Below are 313 nucleotides of genomic sequence, written 5' to 3'. Positions count from 1 at the left end.
TAGATACCTTCATCGGGATCATAAACGATCAGTTGCTGGGCTCCGTCGGTATGGGGGACATCCCATAGCTGAACGATGCAGCTGTGTTTTTCCTGGGAAATATACACCGTTCTGTGTTCTTTCAGCAGAGCCTGCAAGCGATGGGTATTAACAAAAGTGGCACCCTGATTATTGAAACTGAGTTCTTCCCCTGGTGCGATAAATTGTTCATGTTGCCGTTGCAGAAAATCCAACTTTTCAGGAAGGCTTTTATGATGCATCCAGTTGAGGTTGGAGTGGCAATATTTATCTACTTTTTGCAGGTATTCCGTGG

At 45.0% G+C, this 313-nt stretch carries 1 protein-coding gene; it reads right to left on the bottom strand.

The genetic code is table 11. The annotated features are described in order from the left end of the window. The coding region (locus CWC16_RS19990; protein ID WP_171037703.1) for a hypothetical protein at positions 1-313 on the bottom strand (313 nt) is incomplete at both ends.

The sequence above is a fragment of the Pseudoalteromonas sp. S3776 genome (genome assembly GCF_005886915.1).
Classification (GTDB): Bacteria; Pseudomonadota; Gammaproteobacteria; order Enterobacterales; family Alteromonadaceae; genus Pseudoalteromonas.
The sequence above is the reverse complement of the archived record's forward strand: the minus strand, read 5'-3'. Positions and strand labels throughout refer to the sequence as shown.